Origin of the sequence: Bacillus cereus group sp. N21 (assembly GCF_016483395.1) — a bacterium.
Taxonomy (GTDB): domain Bacteria; phylum Bacillota; class Bacilli; order Bacillales; family Bacillaceae_G; genus Bacillus_A; species Bacillus_A pseudomycoides.
Genome location: NZ_JAEHBX010000030.1, coordinates 25764 through 45003 on the forward strand (window position 1 = coordinate 25764; position 19240 = coordinate 45003).

A 19240-nucleotide genomic window follows, 5' to 3' on the forward strand; every position below is an offset into this window, starting at 1 on the left:
ATTAAAAAATGCGGTTGGTTTTTATCCTGTATAAGTAAATCAATTTTATTTATTAAAAGTTATTTTCCCTTTAACATTATTTACTTTTATTTTATCGCTTTTAGCACCTAAGATGGTAACATTCTTTTCAATATTATTGATAGCGGCTGAACCATCACCAATTTTGGCTCTTATAGATCCTTTTATATCCTTAATAACAACTTTTCCGTTGTTATTATCAAGATTAATGTCAGACTTTGTATGCACAATATCTACATTTCCATCTCTATTTGTTACACTTACAGTTCCATTAACGTTGGAAATGTCAATATTACCGTTGACATTAAGTATATTTATATCTGAATCGAGGTTAGAGACTTTGATATCGCCGTCTCTATGAGTTTTTTTAAATTCAACTTTTATGTTTTTAGGTAATGATAGTTTGACATCAACCCAAGTTTCGCTATTGCTAAAAAATTGTCCATCAAAAGAAGTGTTTAAAGTTGCAATTCCATTTTTGGCTGAAAGACCTAGTTTTAATTTATCCATGCTGATACCTTTAGCCTTTGCAGTAATAGAAGCCTCTATTTTATCTGATTTAGGATTTGTTGAAATATCAATATTGCCGTTACGGTTATCTAATGTTAACGTTTTAACATCAGTAGCGGATAGCTCCAGTTGTTGTTCTTTTGTTTTACTTTCGGAATTTGAACAACCAGTAAGTATAAGAGTTATTAATATACAGAATTTAATCCATCTTTTTTTCAATGTATTTTCCTCCAGTCTTTAATAAAAAATTTAAGCGACATCTTTTTTTACGAATATGGGGTATGCAATTCCATGCATGATGAATATATGAATTAAGATAAATAGTATAGAAAAACTGAAAGTCATGCCCTCTACAGGGGGATTCTCATATACGAAACTTGATAAATCCGTATGAGAGAAGATGAAATATTTTGTCCAGCTGTAACCTTTTAATGAGATACTCATGACAAAACCTGCAATTGCTACTAAAAGAGAAAATACGATAGAGAATGTAGTACTTTTAAACGCCGCTGAAATCATAAAAGCTAAAGTTGCAAAAATAATTAAGTAAGGAATCTTAAATAATAAGCTACCAATTAGTGCCTGAAGGAAGCTTGTTTTTTGAACGGCATGATCTTTGACAAATAAGTATTCACCATTTATTCCATCAAAGCCTAAAAGAATGCCACTAAATAGAATGGAAAGAAGGAACGTCATTACGATTAAGAAAAATCCAAATAATAAAGTAGAAATATATTTAGAAAAATATATTTGTGTGCGAGTAGCGGTTCGTGTTAATAAAAATTTAATTGTACCGGATTGAAATTCACTTGCAACAATTTCACCAGCTATTATGAGTGTAAGAATGGAGATAGCTATTAAAAAATTTGTACTTTGTCCAATCGTAAAGAACCAAGCATTGTTTGTTGGTTTTATATTACTGTCAATGTAATAATTATTTAGTAAAAGTTTTTTTTCATTTTCTATTTTTTCAATAGGTAATTTTAGAGATTCTTTTTCAACTTGAAGTAATGCATTTTCTTCAATAAGAGATGTCTTCCAGTCATTCCTATAATTAACTTGGCTGGAAAGCTTTACGTTTAGGAATTGAATGAAAATAAATACAACCATAAAACCTACCATAATCCAAGTTCTTTTTCGTTTGAAAATTTTCATATTTTCATTTTTTATTAGATTAATCATTGTGCACTTCATCTCCAGTCATTTCAATAAATTTGTCTTCTAAAGTTGTTTTAATGGTTTGAACACCATAAACATTCACTCCATTTTTGGCTAATGTATCGCAAATTTCAGGTATATGTTCTTTACTTATTTTGATCGTAATGACATTTTGATTTGTTATGATTTCTTCACCTATTACTGATTTTTGTAAGAGTGGGATTGCTAAGTCTGTTCGGTCTACTTCAAATTGTACAGCTTGTATCTGTTCTTTCGTAATATCTTTTATATCATGTATACCAATTAAATCTCCTTTGTCTATAATAGCGATGCGATCACACATCATTTCCATTTCGGCCATTAGATGGCTTGAAACAACAATTGCTACATTTTCGTCTGTAGCTAGTTGTTTTAAATGAAACCTTAAATCTCTAATTCCTTGAGGGTCTAATCCATTTGTAGGTTCATCTAAAATGAGAAGGGCAGGTTTGTGTACCAAAGCAATTGCAAGAGCAAGCCGCTGTTTCATTCCTAAAGAATAAGTGGAAACTTTATTATGAATACTTTTTTCCAACCCAACTAAAGAAACAACCACATCTAAACGTTCTTTTGGAATATTAGGTGTCATTCTAGAGAAGTGAAGGAGGTTATCATAGCCAGATAAAAATTTGTATAAATCAGGATTCTCAACAATCACTCCAATATGTTTCATAGCTTCTTTAAAGTCTTTGCTTGTGTCTTTTTTGTTAATTGTGACTGTTCCACTGGTTTTGGAGATTAAGCCAACAATCATTTTAATTGTAGTGGATTTTCCAGCACCATTTGGGCCTAGAAGACCAAGAATTTCTCCTTTTCGAGCATCAAATGATAATTGATTAACGAGTGTGCGCCTTCCAATTTTCTTAGTTAAGTTCTGTACTTTTAAAATACACATATTTTGTTCACTCCCTTAATATTAGTGACATGTTTCGGCTACTAACATAGCAAAAAGAATGTAATATAAGGCAGTGACAAAGTGTCATAACCTTGCTATGATGAAAATGGAAAAATAGGGGATATGTATAATATTCATCTTGATAGGGGGTATATGAAAGTTGAATGACATAAAAAATAAGTTACTTTGGCAGGAATGGGTAATGATACTTATTCGGATCACTTGGATTGTTGCAATTGTTACTTTGACATATCAAGATAATCCAAACTTTCCACTTGAGATTGTTTTTATAAGTACATTTCTGTCTTATGTCATACCTGTCATATTATATAAATTACAAAATGAATTATATGTAGTAACAGAAATTATCTTAGTAGGTGGACTTTCGCTTTATTTTGCATATACATATCATTTGGCTCAGTTTTTATCTCCTGCAATTTTAACGCTTGCATTTTTTTGTCGTGGAAAAGTAAATTTCTATGCATTACCTGCAATGATAATTATCTGTGTATTGGGAGTTTTCTTGAATTTTGGGTTTGATCGAAATAAGCTGCTTCTAAGTATATTTGATGTTCTCTTTATATATGGAGTAGGTCATTTACTACAAAGAGTTGTTTATTCTATGGATGCTATTAAGAAAAAACTGAAATTGATTAAAGATAAGAATGCAATTTTAGAACAATATTCGTCCCAAGTAGAAAGAATAACTTTGCTTGAGGAGAGGGATAGAATGGCAAGAGAATTACATGATACGATAGGATATAAATTTACTTCGGTTATATTGAGTATGGAAACATTACGACCACATCTAGCAACCAAGGAGGGAGAGGAAAAATTACAAGAAATATTAGATATATCACGATCTGCATTAGATAATATTCGAAGACAGGTTCACGAAATGGATCCTCAAGAGGAATCAAATCTAGATGTGTCTTTATTGAACTTAATAGAAGAGTTTAAAAGTAATACAAATGTTCATGTTGTTTTCCGTACGGTTGGAGAATATTATCCAATGGCTAAAAAACTGAAGAGAACTTTCTGTCGGTGTTTACAAGAGGCAATGACAAACGCAACAAGACATGGGGGAGCAGAAACGATACAAGTTCTTTTACAATATCATAAAAATTATGTGATGCTTCAAATACAAGATGACGGTATAGGCATGGAAGTTATGCAGGGGGGCTTTGGTTTATCGGGAATGAGAGAACGCCTAAGTGAATATCATGGAAATTTGAGTATTGATTCCACTAAGGATACAGGAACAATTGTGACTTGTTTGATTCCGACCTTACATAAAGAAGAATCATTTGCCCAAGATAAGATTCATATATTAATAGTAGATGATCAGCCTATCATTTCAGGTAGCTTAGAACTTTTATTGGATAAATACGGTTTTCGCGTATCGGTTGCGAATAGTGGGGCACAAGCCTTAAAGCAATGTGAAGAAAGGCAGCCAAATGTTGTTCTTATGGATATACAAATGCCTAAGATGAATGGGATTACAACAATGAAGAAAATCAAAAATAGGTGGCCAGATACTAAAATAATTATGGTCACAACTTTTGAAGAAACTTCTAGTGTTTCAGAAGCGATTGAAGCGGGAGCAGAGGGATATGTACTTAAATCTGTTCAACCAGAAGAGTTAGTAGCGGCTATTCGATTAGTACATTTAGGTGGGACAATGCTATCTCAGGACGTGGCGACTCGCTTATTTAAAGAATATAGTCCAATGCCGAAAAAGCCTCCTTATGAATTGACTCCTCGTGAAATGGACGTATTAGGATGTCTTAAAGAAGGACTTCGATATAAAGAGATTGCAGCAAAGTTATTTTTATCAGAAGGAACTGTAAGAAATTATGCTTCTTCTATTTATATGAAACTTCAAGTATCAGGAAGGGGAGAAGCTGTAAAAAAAGCATTGGATGAAGCCTTTCTATAAAAAATTTAGAATGGAGGATGAGAAAATGTACTATTATGTTACGGATATATAACATGTACGGATTCGTGGTCCTCCTATTTTGTATATGGTGTCGAAATATAAAAAATAGGAGGAGAAAGAGATGAAACAAGAAAAAGAGGTGCTATTACAAGGTAAAATGGTGAAAGTACGCGGGAAAAAGCTGTATGTGGAGATGCATGGATCACTAGAGAAGCATTCTGTATTGTATCTTCATGGAGGTCCTGGAGAGATGTGTTTTGATTTTTCCTATCATCAAGCACATAGATTACAAGATTCTTTTCGACTCATTGCCATTGATCAACGTGGGGTAGGACGTTCAGAGGAAATTGGACAGAAAGAGCCATTTGGATTGCAAAATCTTATCGAAGACTGCGAAGAGCTAAGGAAGATGTTACAAATTGAAAAATGGTCTGTTATTGGACATTCCTTTGGTGGGTTTCTAGCGTTATTATATGCAGAAATGTACCCACAATCTATTCAAAAAATTATTTTTGAAGGGCCAACTTTTGATTTTGCATTAACTAGTAGAGCGTTATTAAAAAAGACAGGAACTTTGTTAATGGAGTATGGGAAAGAACAGCAGGGAAAAGAATGTATAGCTATCGCAGAGAGTAATGCTAGTTCAGAGGAATTGCTAGAAGCTTATTCGAAATTAAGTGATGAATTAGAAGAAAACAGAATGGAAATATATAATTACGTTGAGGATGAAACGGATTATAGTTTATATAGTGAGGGAGAATGGGAAGAGTTTTATAAGCGTTCCGCAATTCATTTTATAAGATTGAAAGAGGAAGGGGAAATTTATCAATCTTTATTATTAAAATTAAAAGATGTCGAGAATCCAATGTTGCTAATCATAGGAAAACACGATGTAGTAACTTGTGAAAAACACATTGAAGTATTTCAAAGAGATACTCAAAATGGTAAAGTCATAGTCTTTGAAGAATGTGGTCATACACCGCATTATGAAGCGGCAGAGCGATTTGCAGAAACTGTGATTGATTTTTTGAAGTGAATTAAGAAAAGGTGCTTCATAAAAATGAGAAGCACTTTTTTTCTTCATGTTTAAATTTCAGGATGGAAGATTGTAATGTTAGGCCATTTACTTTGCCAGTTCTTTTTTTGTAATCTTTTTTTATACATATTTGTGCGCTCTTTTGTTTCGAGGAAATGAGGTGTTGGCTTCACCTGTAACGTGAGAACATCTTCTATTCCGCAAGGGGCGGTTAATACAATATTATCTTGGTCATCTAATGTAACTCCAAGAGCAGTCGCTGTTTCGGGGAATTTAGAAATTGCATCGACTGAAGATGAATAAGGTGGCATGTTATTGACTACATGCATACGAGCTTGATTTTTCACTGACCATGGAATAGTAGAATCTATACTTTTAAGCTTATTTTCTAATTTTTCTTCGATGGATTCACTAATATGTAATGGGTCAAAATAGATAATATCTATGTCTGGTGTTGGTGTTCTTACTTCATATCCATGGAGAACATCCCAAATTTTAGAACGAACAAACCCAGCACAAATCCACCAATCAGGAAGTTGTAATGATTTTGCTGTCTGCAATATTTCCATCATCCAAGTATCGTTTTGTATGAGTTTAATAATATCTTGTTCTGTTTTCATATGCATACATATCTCTCCTTATTAAATGTGCTCTTTCATTACATGTTTTTTTGTATACTTCAATTTTTGTATATTGTTTGTTTTCATCATTCGAATGAATGAACCGCCTGTTTCAAAGTTTTGAATTACATACCCAAATAGCTTTGTGAAAGTAGGATATAGAATAATTGCGAGCAGTGTACCGATGGAAGCTGTGAATAAAACGAGACGTATTGTTCTTTCTAAATCAATAGAAGAGTCTATCTTGGCCTGATCAACGATACCGCCAAGTAAAAAAGCTTGCAGTAAGTTGGATGTTCGTGAAACCAGCAACACCAACCCAACTACGGATAGGGAAACAGCAATCTTTTTTTTACGCATACCTGCTAAGTGAATACTATAAGAACTCGTTTCGACTGCATGGATGATAATCGTGAAAGCCATTATGAAAATTAATGTTATCGTCACCTTTGGTCACCATTTTTCTATGAAATTATACTTATAATACAACAAGAACATAGTTTTGAGTATATATATTCGTGGCTCAGACTGTTGGGAAGAAGCTAATGTGTGAAAAAACAACATAAATATTCAAAATAAATAAATATTTTGATAATATAGAAAGGATGGTGATTTTTCTGTTAGAGGGGGATTTGTGTCATGCATACATATTATAGTAATCGTGCAAAAGAGTATGAAGCAGGGATGTATACAACATTTCTATTTGATTTAGATGGAACATTAACAGATCCGAAAGAAGGAATTATAAATTCGGTTTTATATGCATTGCGAAAAATGGGAATAGATGAACCGAATCAGAAAGAGCTAGATTCTTTTATTGGTCCACCAATTCAGCATTCGTTTGCAGATAGATACGGAATGGACGAAAAACAAGTAGAGCAAGCTGTTACATATTTTCGTGAATATCTAAAGCGAAGCGGCCTACTTGAGAATAGTGTATATGAGATGATTCCCTATATTTTACAAAAGTTAAAAGATGAAGAGAAACGATTATTTGTTGCAACTTCAAAACCCACTGTATTTGCAAAATAAGTTTTAGAACACTTTAACTTGATTCATTTTTTTGAAGAAATTGTAGGCAGTAATTTAGATGGAACTCGAATAAAGAAAGATGAAATTATTGAATATATTTTGCATACAAATCCAGAGTTGCAAAGAGAAGAGATAGTGATGATTGGGGATAGAAAGCATGACATGATAGGAGCTAATTGTAATGGGATTGACTCTATCGGTGTATTGTATGGATATGGGGATGAAGAAGAATTAAAAGAAGCAGGGGCGACGCATATTGTGAAACATGTCGAAGAGTTGCGAAGCTTTTGTGCAAAAGACAGAAGTTTTAAAATATAAAACAAAAAAGCAAATCCCTTTATAACGAGTAATAGTTAAATCGTTTTCGTTTAAAGGGATTTTTCATATGTAATAGAATAGTAATAAATATGCTATTTTAATTATAAAAATTTTGTTAGAAAAGGGGAAGGAATGTCAGTATTTGAATCGTTATAAAAGCGATATTTTGTAGGGATACATAGAAAAAATCTGGATTAAAAAGATTGAATTTTCAGTCGAAGGAAGGTGAGAGAATTGGAGCTAGTTATTATTTTATTAGCACTTAGTTTACTTATGTTTGTTGCCTATAGAGGATTTTCTGTTATTTTATTTGCACCGATTTTTGCTCTATTTGCAGTATTTTTAACAGAACCTAGTTTTGTACTGCCTTTCTTTTCGAATATTTTTATGGAGAAAATGGTAGGCTTTATTAAGTTGTATTTTCCAGTTTTCTTACTAGGTGCTATTTTCGGTAAAGTAGTAGAAATGTCTGGAATTGCAGATTCTATAGCTAAGACAATTATTGAAATAGTGGGTGAAAAACGGACCATTTTGGCTATCGTTTTAATGGGGGCTGTTTTAACTTATAGCGGTGTGAGTGTTTATGTTGTTGTGTTTGCAATATATCCATTTGCTGCAAAATTGTTTCGTCAAGCGAATATTCCGAAGCGCTTAATACCTGGAACAATCGTTCTTGGAGCTGTCACGTTTACGATGGATGCACTCCCAGGATCACCGCAAATTCAAAATGTAATCCCGACAACATTTTTTAAAACAGATATTTATGCAGCACCTATACTTGGTATTATTGGTGCTATTTTTGTCTTAACGTTAGGATTGATCTATTTAGAGAGTCGACGTAAGAAGGCGAAAGAAGCTAGAGAAGGATATTTTGGTTTTGAAGATGGGAATTCTGAAATGGCAGCATCACTGGAGTTAGAGCAAAAGAATCATACTTCTCTTCAAAGTATTAAAATTTCAAGAGTACAGCAAGTCGTTGCTTTTGTACCACTTATTTTAGTAGGAGTTATGAATAAGTTTTTTACAATAACAATACCAAAATGGTATCCAAATGGTTTTGATTTTTCCTCAATTGGAATGAAATCGTTTGGTAAGATAGAGTTAAGCGCAGTACTTGGTATTTGGTCTGTAGAATTAGCACTCATCATTGGGATTATAACAACGCTTTTATTATATTGGAAGCGTGTTGTAACAGGATTTCAAGCAGGATTGAATACAAGTGGAGGAGCATTGCTTGCAACAATGAATACAGGAGCAGAATTCGGCTTTGGTGGCGTAATTGCAGCACTTCCAGGGTTTGCGATTATGCGAGATAGCATTTCTGCAACATTTACCAATCCACTCGTAAATGGAGCGGTGACAACGAATATTCTTGCTGGTATTACTGGTTCAGCATCGGGAGGAATGGGAATTGTATTAAGTACAATGGGAGATAAATTTATTGCAGCGGCAGAACAATATCATATTCCACTTGAAGTGATGCATCGTATTGTTTCAATGGCATCGGGAGGGATGGATACACTTCCACATAACGGAGCAATTATTACAATCCTTACTGTTACAGGATTGACACATAAACAATCGTATCGTGATATATTTGCTGTGACAATATTGAAAACGGTCGCTGTATTTTTAGTAATTGCCTTTTATACATTTACAGGAATCTACTAATAAATGCATTGGTCTGGGAGGAAATAATTAATCGAAGTGGAATATTACATTTGATAATTTATACAATGGAAATTTCACATTATAAAATATTTAGTAGGGAAAGAAGGAGTGGGTTATTTGCAAGAAATCGCAGAGTTTCGTATGCCAAAGAATGTTTTGTATGGAAGAAATTCACTTGATAAATTAGGAGAACAAGCAATTAAGCTAGGAAAAAAAGCTTTCATTATCAGTGATTCTATTATGAAAAAGCTTGGCTATATCGATGTGTGTGTGAAACTACTAAAAGCGAAAAAAATAGATGTTATCATTTATGAAAATGTAAACGTGGAACCAACAAATATTCATGTTTTAGAAGCGTTAACGATATGTGCAGAGTCAAAATGTGATTTTATTATTGGACTTGGTGGTGGAAGTTGTATTGACGCAGCAAAAGCTGTTGCAGTTCTGTTTGCGAATGGAGGAGAGATTGAAGATTATGTTCAAAATCATGTGGAAATAGAAAAGCAACCATTACCCCTTATTGCAATTCCAACAACATCTGGTACAGGCTCAGAAGTTACAAGTGTTGCTGTTATTACAAATACAAAAACAGATGTCAAAATGATGATTAAGCACCCAAACTTCACGCCACACATAGCAATTATCGATCCCTTATTGACACGTTCTGTTCCACCGAATATTACTGCAGCAACAGGAATTGATGCACTATGTCATGCAATTGAAGCATATCTTTCTAGATTTTCACAACCGCTTACAGATGTATTAGCACTTGCAGCAAATGGAGCGATTATGAAACACTTGCGGATTGCCTATGAAAAGGGGACAGATATAGAAGCACGAGAAGCAATGATGCTTGCATCCTTGCAAGCTGGCATTGCTTTTTCAAATGCATCGGTCACTTTAGTCCATGGAATGTCACGTCCAATTGGAGCACTATTTCATGTACCCCATGGTATATCAAATGCGATGTTACTACCAGCAGTTTTAGATTTTACAAAAATTTGCTCAGTCAAACGCCTCGCAGATATTGGGCGGATTATAAATCCGGAATTACATTCATTATCTGATGAAGAGCTTGCTAACCATGCTATTTTTGAAATAAAGAAACTCTGTTTGGATCTACGTATTCCTAATCTTAGGGAGTACGGAATTGATCAGGTTGAATTTGAAAATGCTCTTTCAAAAATGGCGAAAGATGCATTGGCTAGTGGGAGTCCGAGTAATAACCCACGCATCCCTTCTTATCATGAGGTGAAAAAATTATATCGTATATGTTTTGACTATCAATATGAAAATTCTATAAGTACCTCAATAGATTTCTGAATATTATTAAAATATTTCCACGGAAATGAAAAGGGGGCAGGAGATGGAATTAGTAATTATTTTATTGGCGCTTTGCATGCTGATGTTTGTTGCCTATCGTGGTTTTTCGGTTATATTATTTGCCCCAATTTGCGCGCTATTTGCGGTTTTATTAACAGAGCCAAGTCACGTATTACCTTTTTTCTCTAATATTTTTATGGAAAAAATGGTTGGGTTTATTAAATTGTATTTTCCAGTATTCTTACTCGGAGCAATTTTCGGTAAGGTAGTAGAAATGTCAGGGATTGCGGAGTCTATTGCAAAAACAATTATTCAGCTAGTTGGTGTCAAACGTTCCATGCTAGCAATTGTTCTGATGGGTGCTATATTAACCTATAGTGGCGTCAGTTTGTTTGTAGTTGCTTTTGCGGTATATCCATTTGCAGCTAATTTATTTCGAGAGGCTAATATTCCAAAACGATTAATACCAGGAACAATTGCTCTTGGAGCGATTACGTTTACAATGGATGCGCTTCCGGGGACACCGCAAATTCAAAATGTTATTCCAACCACGTTTTTTAAAACAGACATTTATGCAGCACCATTTCTTGGAATCATTGGGGCGGTCTTTGTATTTCTTGTTGGTATGTTGTATTTAGAAAGAAGACGAAAAAAGGCAGAGGAAAGTGAAGAAGGTTATTATGGTTGTGGAAATGAGAACTCTGAAATGGCAGCCACAACTGAAACAGAACAAAATATAAAACCAGCTATTCATACTCCCGAAATTACACCACTTCGCCAAGTACTTGCTTTTATACCGCTTATTTTAGTGGGGGTAATGAATAAAGTTTTTACAGTGATGATTCCAACATGGTATCCAAAGGGATTTGATTTTTCATCTATTGGATTAAAAACATTTGGCAAAGTGGAACTTTCTGGTGTGCTAGGCGTATGGTCTGTTGAACTGGCCCTATTAATCGGAATTATTACAACGATAATTTTAAATTGGAACCGCTTATTTACGGGATTTCAAGCTGGCTTAAATGCAAGTATTGGTGGTGCATTGCTTGCTGCTATGAATACTGGAGCAGAATATGGTTTTGGGGGAGTTATAGCAGCATTACCCGGCTTCGGTGTCATTCGGGACAGTATTTCTACGACGTTCACAAATCCTCTCGTAAATGGTGCAGTTACTACAAATGTCCTTGCGGGAATTACTGGATCAGCATCAGGAGGAATGGGGATTGCTTTAAGTGCGATGTCGGAGAAATACATTGCGGCGGCAGAGCAATATAATATTCCATTTGAAGTGATGCATAGGATTATTTCAATGGCATCAGGAGGAATGGATACATTACCACATAACGGTGCTGTCATTACATTATTGGCAGTAACTGGATTAACACATAAGCAATCCTATCGTGATATTTTTGCAATTACTATTATTAAAACAATAGCTGTATTTGTTGTGATTGGTGTTTATAGCTTAACTGGAATTGTATAAGAAAGAACTAAAAAAGGACATTTGTTTGTTTAACAAATGCCCTTTTTGTTATGTTAAAATTACATAATAATGTTGTATAAATTTTAAATGAGAAAATAAGGGGGAATGGGTAAGATGAAAATGATAGGTCTTATTGGTGGAATGAGCTGGGAGTCTTCTTCTGAATATTATCGCATTATTAATGAAGAAGTAAAAAAGAGGTTAGGAGGATTACATTCAGCGAAATGTCTTTTATATAGCGTTGATTTTGAAGAGATTGAACAATATCAATCTGAAGGTGATTGGGGAAAAGCGGGGAACGTATTAGGAGAAGCTGCATATTCTCTTGAGAAAGCTGGTGCAGACTTCATTGTTATTTGTACGAATACAATGCATAAAGTGATTAGTAATATTAAAGATAAGGTGAGTATTCCTATTTTACATATCGCGGATGCAACAGCTATGGAAATAAAGAAACAAGGAATTCGATCAGTTGGTTTACTCGGAACGAAATATACAATGGAACAAGATTTTTACAAATCACGTATAGAAGAAAAGGGTATGAGAGTAATGATACCAAATGAAACAGATAGGGAATTAGTAAATAGAATCATATATAACGAGTTATGTTTAGGAAAGGTTAATCAAACATCAAGAGATTCCTATAAAGAAATAATAAATCGTTTCGTACAAAATGGAGCAGAAGGAATTATATTAGGTTGTACGGAAATAGGGCTATTAGTAAAACAGGAAGATTCTCAAGTTCCTTTATTTGATACAACTTTTATACATGCTGTTGAAGCTGTAAACATCTCTTTAGGAGGTTATTTGGATGTGGTGAAAAAGAATAAAAAATAATTACATAACTTTATTATGTAAACTAATCCGATTGTGTCGATGGAAAATATTCAGAAGATACTTTATAATGTAAGTGGTTACAAAAAAGGGGGAGTATGGATGTTTTCACTTCGGCCAATTGCTTTTGTACATAATGAAAGAAAAATGATAATGGATGATGAATGGGGAGATGTACAATCTCTTATTACATTAACGGATTCATATGCAGAAGAGAGTATACAAGGAATTGAAGATTTTTCACATATTGAAGTAATCTTTTATTTTCATAAAGTGAAAGATGAACAGATTCAATATTCGGCTAGACATCCACGAAATAATAAGGAATATCCGAAAATAGGTATTTTTGCACAGCGGGGGAAAAATCGTCCCAATCGATTGGGGGCGACAATTGCAAAAGTTGTAAGGCGAGAAGGAAAATCAATTGTAGTTGAAGGATTAGATGCAATTGACGGTACACCTATATTGGATATAAAGCCTGTTATGAGAGAATTTTTACCGAATGAAGATATTTTACAACCTGAATGGGTAACGGACCTTATGAAGGAGTATTGGAAAGGAAGCGAAGTAAAGTGAAAATATATGAAGCGACAATTGAAGATTTAGATGGAGTAGCATCAGTATTTAATAATTATCGTACCTTTTATAAACAAGAGTCGAATGTGGAAGAAGCACGAGTATTTTTGCGTAATCGCATAGAGCGAAAAGAATCTGTAATTTTTGTAGCTGTTGAAGATGGGGAGTACCTTGGATTCACACAATTATATCCTTCTTTTTCATCAGTTTCGATGAAAGAATTATGGATTTTAAATGACCTATTTGTACAAGAAGGTAACCGCGGCGCAGGTATTGGAAAAAAATTATTAGAAGCGGCTAGAATTTTCGCACTAGAGAACGGTGCAAAAGGATTAAAATTACAAACAGAAATAGATAACATATCAGCACAGCGATTATATGCCGAGAATGGATATTTGAGAGATAATCGTTATTTCCATTATGAATTAACTTTCTAAATTCAATATTAATACAGGCGAAAATACAAACCGAACTCTATTATTCAACGTATATTACTATTGTGCCAGTTCCTGTGAATACAGCGTACAATATTATTTGCGATTGCTTGTAGATTTGTATATGAAAAATAAAAAACCTAACATATTACTTTTGATTAATATGTTAGGTTTTTTTTAAATAAGGTGCTTCTTAAATTTGTGTTGTAATTCGTTTCAGAATCCAAATGACAGCATCTTGAAAGTTTTCTGCAATATAACTCGGTTCAATATGAGCCCATTTATCGCGATATGTATGTAATGCGTCATGCCCGGCACCCGTTTGAACTAATATCGTTGTTGCATGAACATGTGCACCCGCAACGATATCAGTCCAGCGATCGCCAATAACGATACATTTTGTTAAATCAAGCTCATGTTTTTTTGATGCTTGCAGAAGCATACCTGTACTTGGCTTTCGACATTCGCATCCATCTTCATGTCTGTGAGGACAAAGATAGATGTCATCAAAACCAAAAGCTTCTAGTTCTTGAATAAAATCTTCTATACTTGCTTTTCCATCAGCAATACCAGGTTGATTTGTAAAGGAAAATAGTTTTATATTTTGTTCTTTTAATGCACGTAAGGCGTCTTGTGTAAATGGAAATAAGGTAAATTCACCAGGATAATGTACGATAGTATCTCCTCCGATGGTTCCATCACGATCGATAAATATTGCTTGAATGTTTGTCATAATAGTAGTTCCCTTCAACTAGTAAATTAAAAGTATTTTACAAATCGATATCCGTTTATTTCGTATCCTAATTTTTTATAGAATGGATGAGCATCTGTTCTTTGCGTACCACTTACAAGCCATGTTCCAATACAGTTATGCTCTTTAGCTAACTGTTCAGCATACTCCATTAAAATTTGTCCAATTCCTTTTCTTCTTGCTGTGGAGTCAACACTAATAATGGATACTTCCCCGTATCGTGTCACATCTTCTAAGTTCTCACGTATACGAAATCCAAGGAATCCAAATATATGATCATCTTCTTCGTAAACATATAAGAAGTCAAATGGGCTCATTTCAACAAATTGTAAGCGGTTTTGCATGTCTACATAAGAAATATCAGAACCTTTTAATTCTTTTGTTAGTGAACAAAGTGCGTCTATATCGTTCACAGTTGCTTTTCGAATGTGAGATTTCATACTCTCAACTCCATCTATAAATATAAATTAACAACTCCAAATGTTAAATATTCTGTTAAAAAGTGTTTTTTCCTGCTAGTAGTACGAATATAAATATTTAATATATTAGATATATAGAATAATATTTTAAGAAGAAATATGTTATGATTTTCCTGGAGTTTATTGTAAGTGGGAAGAGGGGAAGTAATTTGTTACAGGTCAATATTCGATCAGCGGGTTATGAAGCAGGAGAAAAAACAATCCATGATATAGCATTTTCAATTGAAAAAGGTGAACTAGTTGCTCTTATTGGTGCAAATGGAGCTGGGAAAAGTACGACAATTAAATCAATGCTTGGCTTACTTGCAAATATGGAGGGTGAAATTTCGTTTGGTGAAAAAGAGAATCCGTATGCATATGTGCCAGAACACCCAACGTATTATAATTATTTAACATTATGGGAGCACATTGAATTGTTAATGGCTGCACGTGGGTGTGAAATAGGGAGCTGGGAGGAACGCGCACAGGAGTTATTACATACATTTCGAATGGAAAAGCATAAGCATGAATACTTATCAAAGTTTTCAAAAGGTATGAAACAAAAATCAATGTTGATTTTGGCTTTTTTAACGGAACCAGACTTTTATATTATTGATGAACCGTTTATTGGATTAGATCCAGTAGCAACACGAGAATTTTTAAATTTCTTATATAAAGAAAAAGAGCGGGGAGTAGGGATTTTACTGTGTACCCATGTGCTAGATACAGCGGAAAGAATCTGTGAACGATTTTTACTTATTTCACAAGGAACGTTATTAGCAAACGGTAATCTACAAACAATTCAATCCCTAGCAGAAATGCCAGAGAGTCCATTATTAGATTGTTTTGATGCAATCGTAAGGCGGGAACAACATGATGAAACAACAATTTTATAAAAGGTTGCGTCATGAACTGAAAAGAAAATGGAAATCCATTCGGTCTGTAACTGATTGGACAATCGCATTATATTTTATCGTTCCAGTACTTGTATTTAGCGGGATTTATTATCGTTCGTTATGGACAAGAGAATTATCTGCAGAAGAACCGGCTTATTTTTTATTGGGCTTGTTTGTATTTTTCTTTGTTACATATTCAAGAGGAATGCGTTCGTTTTTTGAGCAAGCAGATAGCCTGTTTTTAATTCAGCATCCAGTTCACATGAAAAAATTAATGAAATATGGCATGGTATACACATGTATTCGAATAAGTTTAACAAATATCATTGTAACGCTCATTATGTTACCTATATTGGTTAAGAGTATGGGGGCTTCTCTTTTACAAGTCGTATTATTTTGGCTGTCCTTTACCGTTTTTCGGTGTATGTTATCACTATTGGTAAGATATATAGATGTGCGTGGAGGGAAGCGCTGGGTATTATGGATTGTAAAGATTATCGTATTTTTTATGAGTTTTATTTGTTTGGGAAGTGGTATGTTTTTAGGTTTTAAACATCCAGTATATGCAATGCTATTTATCATTGTATTGATTGAAATTAGTTTGATATTGATAAAACAAAAAATGAACTATCAACGTTTCTTTTTTAAGGAAGTTGAAAAAGAAAAGGAAGAGGGTATGCGCTGGACAACGGAAATCATGCACTTTAGTGGTCAAATAACGAAGCCAAGTAATAACTCGAGACCATGGCTGTTTCCACGTTCGAAGCATATACTAGGGAAAAAATCTGATTCGCGTATTATTGAATCATTTTTTAAGGAGTATTTTCGATCAGGTGCTTCTTTAAGTTTTTATATTAAAATTATCTTTATGAGTGCAGTATCGATAAAAGTAACACCATGGTGGATTGCGCTTATTATTATTGTATTTGCCTGTGTTGCAATTGCACGTTATTCAGGGGATCAATGGAATGAATTTGTTAAAAAAATGTTTCTCCAATTATATTGTGATCAAGGGAAGTTATTATTGTTAAAAGGAAGAGCGGGAATGTTCTTGTTTGTTCCGGCTGTTTTGATTTACGGCATAGTTATACTTGGCCAGTTTTATTTATTACCAGCTATTATCGTAGGAAGCCTACTATTAATATTAATAGGCTGGATTGTATTCATACCATAGAAAAAAGAGCCATAATGGCTCTTTTTTAGTCTGTAATTGACTGGTAAATAAAATATAAGAGAACAAAAATGCTCACGACGGAGTACATGACATCTAGAGTCATTAAAAATCCTCCTCACTATTGTTGTACTTATATTATATGAAATCTGACTATTACATATTCAAATGAAAAAAATATGAAAGTTAATAAATTTGTAAAGTGCAAAAATTAGCATCATTTTGTATAATGGAAGAAACAACCGTTATACAAATATAAGTAGTGAAAGGGGAGGGAATAAAAAATGCCAAATTGGTTTAGAAAGACGTTAGTCGCATTAATTACTGTATTTACATTTGGTTTAGTGACGCCTCCTTCTATTTTGCTTGATAATGCAAAAGCGGACAAGCCTACAACAAGGCAACAAAATTTGGAGCAGACGTCCTATACATATGAAGAAAATTCAGAGAGGTTAACCGCAGAGACCTTTGTGACCTATGCAATGCAAGAAGCTGAGAAACAATCTATGCAAAAGTTTGGTTCTAAAATTGGACCTGTCATTGAAGATGAATTTAAAGATATTATTCTACCTAAAATAGAAGAAGCAATTGCAGAGCTTACAACAGATGTACCGGAAGAGTCTTTACAATCATTAGCAATTTCACAGAAACCAGCAGGCGGCAATAACGAAAAGATTTTTCATGTATATGATACGAAAACAGGAAATGATTTACTACGTTTCCATGTAAGGCGGGATCATCCACCACAAGATGGATATTATTTTAATTTCCACTACCATCGCTTTGATGATGGATATACAGCGCATCATGAGTTAGGAGATATTTATTGGAATACGAATATGCCGCCGAAATGGCTGTCGTGATAAAAAGAACGAGGAGATGTCCTTGTTCTTTTTTGTTTTTATAAATGTGAAAATTAAAGGTGAAGCGGATCTTAACAGCGAATAGAATATGTTTGGATTTGTTCAAAAAGAGGCTAAGGGAGTATTCATTATGTTGAAATATGTTGTATTTGATTTTGACGGTACATTAGTAGATTCACAAGATATATTTGTTCCTATTTATAATCAACTTGCTGAGAAACATGGGTATAAAACGGTAAGTGAAGAAGAAATTGAACCTTTAAGAAAATTATCTATTCCTGAAAGGTGTAAACAGCTTCATGTACCACTTTATAAATTGCCTATATTAGCGCTAGAGTTTTATAAACTATACCAGCCAGCTATTAAAGATCTAGTCTTATTTAATGGCATGAAGGAAGTGCTAGATGAATTACATAGAAAGGGTTATGGAATAGCAGTAATATCCTCTAATTCAGAAGAGCATATTAGAGCATTTCTACATAACAATCAAATAAAAAATATTCAAGAAGTTTTTTGTTCGAAAAATTTGTTTGGGAAAGATAAAATTATCAAGAAATTTTTAAAAGAAAAAAAGTTAACAGAAGCTGATATGCTGTATGTTGGTGATGAGCAACGAGATATTATTGCATGTAAAAAAGTTGGCGTAAACGTCGTATGGGTTGGATGGGGATATGATGTGATGGAAACGATCAAAGAAGATTCTCCAAATTATATGGTAAATACACCAAATGAAATTTTACATATAGTTGAGTCTGTTCATTAAAATGAAAGAAAGGAAGAGAAGGGGATGCAGCAGTTTGAACCTGGTATTCATCATATTGAATTTTGGGTAGCAAATTTAGAGGAATCCATATGTTTTTATAGTAGGTTGTTCTCTATCATTGGCTGGAAACAGTTGAATGAGAGTGCATTTAGTACAGGGAAGATTGAAATGTATTTCAAGGAAGTAGAGGAAAAGATTGTAAGAACGTTAGGGCCGAGGCATATTTGTTATCAGGCTGTTAGTAGAGCTGTAGTTGATGAGGTCACTAATTTCTTACAAAATGTACAAGCGGAGATTATTCGTGGGCCGATTGAGACGAATCAATACTCAGATGGATATTATACTGTGGATTTTTATGATCCGAATGGGTTTGTTGTAGAAGTGGCTTATACGCCTAATGTGGAAATGTGAGGAGAGATCTTATTACCCGTTAATACGGGATAAATAATAGA

At 33.8% G+C, this 19240-nt stretch carries 19 protein-coding genes and 2 pseudogenes; 14 read left to right on the top strand and 7 right to left on the bottom strand.

The genetic code is table 11. From position 1 onward, the window contains the following. Positions 1–45: 45 nt before the first annotated feature. The 3 genes from JDS96_RS17210 to JDS96_RS17220 are packed head-to-tail and all read right to left on the bottom strand — an operon-like array spanning position 46 to position 2620. Entirely contained in the window at positions 46–747 is a 702-nt protein-coding gene (locus tag JDS96_RS17210; RefSeq protein WP_006094715.1) for a DUF4097 family beta strand repeat-containing protein, read from the bottom strand. 30 nt (positions 748–777) lie between these two features. Beyond that, positions 778–1710 carry an ABC transporter permease gene (locus JDS96_RS17215; protein ID WP_199667554.1) on the bottom strand — a complete coding sequence of 311 codons (933 nt, stop codon included), beginning with the start codon at positions 1708–1710 and terminating at the stop codon, positions 778–780. Beyond that, positions 1703–2620 (bottom strand): ABC transporter ATP-binding protein, encoded by a 918-nt coding sequence (locus JDS96_RS17220; RefSeq protein ID WP_003197336.1) that lies wholly within the window; start codon positions 2618–2620, stop codon positions 1703–1705. The genes JDS96_RS17215 and JDS96_RS17220 overlap by 8 nt, the downstream gene beginning before the upstream one ends. Before the next feature lie 160 nt (positions 2621–2780). Between JDS96_RS17220 and JDS96_RS17225 the strand changes: the two genes are divergently transcribed. Continuing rightward, positions 2781–4559 (top strand): response regulator, encoded by a 1779-nt coding sequence (locus tag JDS96_RS17225; protein WP_199667555.1) that lies wholly within the window; start codon positions 2781–2783, stop codon positions 4557–4559. Between the two features lie 121 nt (positions 4560–4680). Then, on the top strand, positions 4681–5595 hold the full coding sequence (locus tag JDS96_RS17230) for an alpha/beta fold hydrolase (RefSeq protein ID WP_199667556.1): 915 nt from the start codon (positions 4681–4683) through the stop codon (positions 5593–5595). Between the two features lie 50 nt (positions 5596–5645). On the opposite strand, the gene JDS96_RS17235 is transcribed toward JDS96_RS17230, so the two are convergent. Next, the gene (locus tag JDS96_RS17235; RefSeq protein WP_097794963.1) at positions 5646–6221 is read right to left on the bottom strand and encodes a nucleotidyltransferase family protein; all 576 of its coding nucleotides are present in this window, start codon (positions 6219–6221) and stop codon (positions 5646–5648) included. A 33-nt stretch (positions 6222–6254) separates the two neighbouring features. Next, a pseudogene (locus tag JDS96_RS17240) lies at positions 6255–6662 on the bottom strand (lipid II flippase family protein); the annotation flags it as partial. A gap of 237 nt (positions 6663–6899) precedes the next feature. Between JDS96_RS17240 and JDS96_RS17245 the strand changes: the two are divergent. From JDS96_RS17245 to JDS96_RS17275, 7 genes and pseudogenes are all read left to right on the top strand, one after another. Continuing rightward, positions 6900–7565: pseudogene (locus JDS96_RS17245) on the top strand (HAD family hydrolase). Between the two features lie 234 nt (positions 7566–7799). Continuing rightward, a complete protein-coding gene (locus tag JDS96_RS17250) occupies positions 7800–9236 on the top strand; it encodes a GntP family permease (RefSeq protein WP_199667557.1) in 1437 nt (478 codons plus the stop codon). Between the two features lie 108 nt (positions 9237–9344). Next, on the top strand, positions 9345–10559 hold the full coding sequence (locus JDS96_RS17255; RefSeq protein WP_307838194.1) for an iron-containing alcohol dehydrogenase: 1215 nt from the start codon (positions 9345–9347) through the stop codon (positions 10557–10559). Positions 10560–10602: 43 nt separating this feature from the next. Continuing rightward, entirely contained in the window at positions 10603–12042 is a 1440-nt protein-coding gene (locus JDS96_RS17260) for a GntP family permease (RefSeq protein WP_199667559.1), read from the top strand. A gap of 114 nt (positions 12043–12156) precedes the next feature. Then, on the top strand, positions 12157–12879 hold the full coding sequence (locus JDS96_RS17265) for an aspartate/glutamate racemase family protein (RefSeq protein ID WP_033796120.1): 723 nt from the start codon (positions 12157–12159) through the stop codon (positions 12877–12879). A gap of 99 nt (positions 12880–12978) precedes the next feature. Then, positions 12979–13452 (top strand): SAM-dependent methyltransferase, encoded by a 474-nt coding sequence (locus JDS96_RS17270; RefSeq protein ID WP_006094725.1) that lies wholly within the window; start codon positions 12979–12981, stop codon positions 13450–13452. Then, the gene (locus tag JDS96_RS17275) at positions 13449–13889 is read left to right on the top strand and encodes a GNAT family N-acetyltransferase (protein ID WP_199667560.1); all 441 of its coding nucleotides are present in this window, start codon (positions 13449–13451) and stop codon (positions 13887–13889) included. The genes JDS96_RS17270 and JDS96_RS17275 overlap by 4 nt, the downstream gene beginning before the upstream one ends. A 190-nt stretch (positions 13890–14079) precedes the next feature. Here JDS96_RS17275 and JDS96_RS17280 read toward each other — a convergent pair whose 3' ends face one another. Together JDS96_RS17280 and JDS96_RS17285 are read right to left on the bottom strand one after the other, a co-directional pair. Next, positions 14080–14619, bottom strand: coding sequence for an HAD-IIIA family hydrolase (locus tag JDS96_RS17280; RefSeq protein ID WP_199667561.1), 540 nt, complete (start codon positions 14617–14619; stop codon positions 14080–14082). A 26-nt stretch (positions 14620–14645) separates the two neighbouring features. After that, positions 14646–15077: a GNAT family N-acetyltransferase gene (locus tag JDS96_RS17285; RefSeq protein ID WP_199667562.1), complete on the bottom strand. Its 432-nt coding sequence runs from the start codon at positions 15075–15077 to the stop codon at positions 14646–14648. 188 nt (positions 15078–15265) lie between these two features. Between JDS96_RS17285 and JDS96_RS17290 the strand changes: the two genes are divergently transcribed. From JDS96_RS17290 to JDS96_RS17310, 5 genes are all read left to right on the top strand, one after another. Next, a complete protein-coding gene (locus JDS96_RS17290; RefSeq protein ID WP_199667563.1) occupies positions 15266–15991 on the top strand; it encodes an ABC transporter ATP-binding protein in 726 nt (241 codons plus the stop codon). Then, positions 15969–17165 carry an ABC transporter permease gene (locus tag JDS96_RS17295; RefSeq protein WP_199667564.1) on the top strand — a complete coding sequence of 399 codons (1197 nt, stop codon included), beginning with the start codon at positions 15969–15971 and terminating at the stop codon, positions 17163–17165. The genes JDS96_RS17290 and JDS96_RS17295 overlap by 23 nt, the downstream gene beginning before the upstream one ends. A 281-nt stretch (positions 17166–17446) precedes the next feature. Further along, positions 17447–18025: a YpjP family protein gene (locus JDS96_RS17300; RefSeq protein WP_199667565.1), complete on the top strand. Its 579-nt coding sequence runs from the start codon at positions 17447–17449 to the stop codon at positions 18023–18025. Between the two features lie 130 nt (positions 18026–18155). Continuing rightward, complete coding sequence (locus JDS96_RS17305) at positions 18156–18788, top strand: HAD-IA family hydrolase (RefSeq protein WP_199667566.1); 633 nt, start codon at positions 18156–18158, stop codon at positions 18786–18788. Positions 18789–18812: 24 nt separating this feature from the next. After that, positions 18813–19199 (top strand): VOC family protein, encoded by a 387-nt coding sequence (locus JDS96_RS17310; protein WP_199667567.1) that lies wholly within the window; start codon positions 18813–18815, stop codon positions 19197–19199. Positions 19200–19240: the final 41 nt, after the last annotated feature.

What these genes read in the sequence shown, in the direction of transcription:
- JDS96_RS17260 (WP_199667559.1), top strand. Translation starts at nt 10,603, where the DNA reads ATGGAATTAGTAATTATTTTATTGGCGCTTTGCATGCTGATGTTTGTT.
- JDS96_RS17310 (WP_199667567.1), top strand. Translation starts at nt 18,813, where the DNA reads ATGCAGCAGTTTGAACCTGGTATTCATCATATTGAATTTTGGGTAGCA.
- JDS96_RS17285 (WP_199667562.1), bottom strand. Translation starts at nt 15,077, where the DNA reads ATGAAATCTCACATTCGAAAAGCAACTGTGAACGATATAGACGCACTT.
- JDS96_RS17265 (WP_033796120.1), top strand. Translation starts at nt 12,157, where the DNA reads ATGAAAATGATAGGTCTTATTGGTGGAATGAGCTGGGAGTCTTCTTCT.
- JDS96_RS17300 (WP_199667565.1), top strand. Translation starts at nt 17,447, where the DNA reads ATGCCAAATTGGTTTAGAAAGACGTTAGTCGCATTAATTACTGTATTT.
- JDS96_RS17230 (WP_199667556.1), top strand. Translation starts at nt 4,681, where the DNA reads ATGAAACAAGAAAAAGAGGTGCTATTACAAGGTAAAATGGTGAAAGTA.
- JDS96_RS17280 (WP_199667561.1), bottom strand. Translation starts at nt 14,619, where the DNA reads ATGACAAACATTCAAGCAATATTTATCGATCGTGATGGAACCATCGGA.
- JDS96_RS17295 (WP_199667564.1), top strand. Translation starts at nt 15,969, where the DNA reads ATGATGAAACAACAATTTTATAAAAGGTTGCGTCATGAACTGAAAAGA.
- JDS96_RS17235 (WP_097794963.1), bottom strand. Translation starts at nt 6,221, where the DNA reads ATGCATATGAAAACAGAACAAGATATTATTAAACTCATACAAAACGAT.
- JDS96_RS17220 (WP_003197336.1), bottom strand. Translation starts at nt 2,620, where the DNA reads ATGTGTATTTTAAAAGTACAGAACTTAACTAAGAAAATTGGAAGGCGC.
- JDS96_RS17270 (WP_006094725.1), top strand. Translation starts at nt 12,979, where the DNA reads ATGTTTTCACTTCGGCCAATTGCTTTTGTACATAATGAAAGAAAAATG.
- JDS96_RS17215 (WP_199667554.1), bottom strand. Translation starts at nt 1,710, where the DNA reads ATGATTAATCTAATAAAAAATGAAAATATGAAAATTTTCAAACGAAAA.
- JDS96_RS17305 (WP_199667566.1), top strand. Translation starts at nt 18,156, where the DNA reads ATGTTGAAATATGTTGTATTTGATTTTGACGGTACATTAGTAGATTCA.